The following is a 1,466-nucleotide window of genomic DNA, read 5'->3' as shown; positions in this document are numbered from 1 at the left end:
AACCCATCAACATAAGTTTAGCGGATGTTTGACAACCGGGGGAATCCATGTAGCCGCATTAAGTGGTGAACAACGCAACCACCCAAACCTAAACCTTGCCACTTTTAGCACTGAAGCTGACCTAAGCTGAAATTGCCAAGCGTTGAGAATCCGTCTTAAATGCTTTGTTATGTTTTACCACAAGTGACTGACTTTCTTGAGAAAGAACTACCATTTTGGACTAGATTTCTGAACCAAACCACAATCTAGAAACAAGCTTGGCCACCAAATGCGGCCAACCTAAAACAAGTATGAACACTTCCCTGCCCAATGAGGCAACCTGACTTACATTCAACAAGTGCCCTCGTCTCTTCTCACAACAGCGCCAAACAATGGTAAATTGCCGAGGCAACTGCCAAGGTAGGATGCTAATTGGCAAAGAACCTAGAAGCGACTTAAAGCCAGATAAACTTGAATCTAGCCAGCTCGACCTGACAATGAAGCAACCCACGAATATTGGCATGTTTTACGGCCTGAGTGATTCAAGAATTTAGGCCGACAATACGGGTTTGCTGAGTCTATTAGGGACGAATTGCCTAAGGGACAAAGAACTAAAGCCTAAGATATTTAAGCCATTGAAATACAAGTAAACATAACATTTTAATATCGTGCAGGCACGAACCCATACTTTCAGCATATCCCAAACACATTACTTAACCAACTGAAAAATAAGTATATAATACAGTATAAATCCAATTTTTCAGGTGCAAACCGTGCAAACACACATTGCTTCCTAATCAAGGCACGTTATCACTGAAGAACTTCCATTTGGTTATCGACTATTAAATAGCTTAGAAACACTTAAACAACGTATTCGTGCGTAGCTGTGATTGAAGACCAGTCTCTAGTGGTCTAGAAGTTTGGGGACAAAGTTAGAACTCTAGGCATCAGGAAAGGTAAGTTCCTGAGTTTGAACCTGAGTTCAATCCCTATCTGGTTCATTTTAGTGCAATTATGAGTTACGAATGCCATCAGTGTCTTCCTTGTTCGCATAAATAAAAATATGGGGAAACTCTATATCAGTGGCCAGTTTTAGTGAACCACTACAACCGGATCACGCCAAAGGAAGACGCCTACCAGAACACCCAGGGCGCGAGCACACTTTGTTCAATTTATAACCCAAAGAAGACTCGTGCCCGATAATCATCGTTCCAAGCAGCCTTCTTCAACTTCACTTTTTGGCTTGGTGCACCACATTCGCATTGCTTCAGCATGTTCATCACAAAGCGTCTAAACAACGCTATATTTTCTACAGCACCATCTAGCGTGATCCGTGAGTAATCCTCTTTAAAAACAACATCTAATACGTAATGCTGGCTGTTTTCAATACGCCAATGCTGACGAATGTAGTGGCCTAGCATTTTGTGATTCGGCGACATAGAGCTTATGTAATATGAGGTGTCTACACTTCCTTTTCCGTTGTTCAC

The 1,466-nt window shown here is 41.9% G+C and carries 1 protein-coding gene; it reads right to left on the bottom strand.

Annotated features, from left to right (window positions below; all coding sequences use genetic code 11):
* Positions 1–1,151: 1,151 nt before the first annotated feature.
* Positions 1,152–1,466 (bottom strand): ISAs1 family transposase (locus ACED41_RS21495; RefSeq protein WP_371725665.1); only part of this gene is annotated, 315 nt, incomplete at its 5' end.

Source organism: Vibrio sp. 1F255 (assembly GCF_041439145.1).
GTDB lineage: Bacteria > Pseudomonadota > Gammaproteobacteria > Enterobacterales > Vibrionaceae > Vibrio > Vibrio crassostreae_C.
This window is presented reverse-complemented; position numbering and strand designations above follow the sequence as displayed.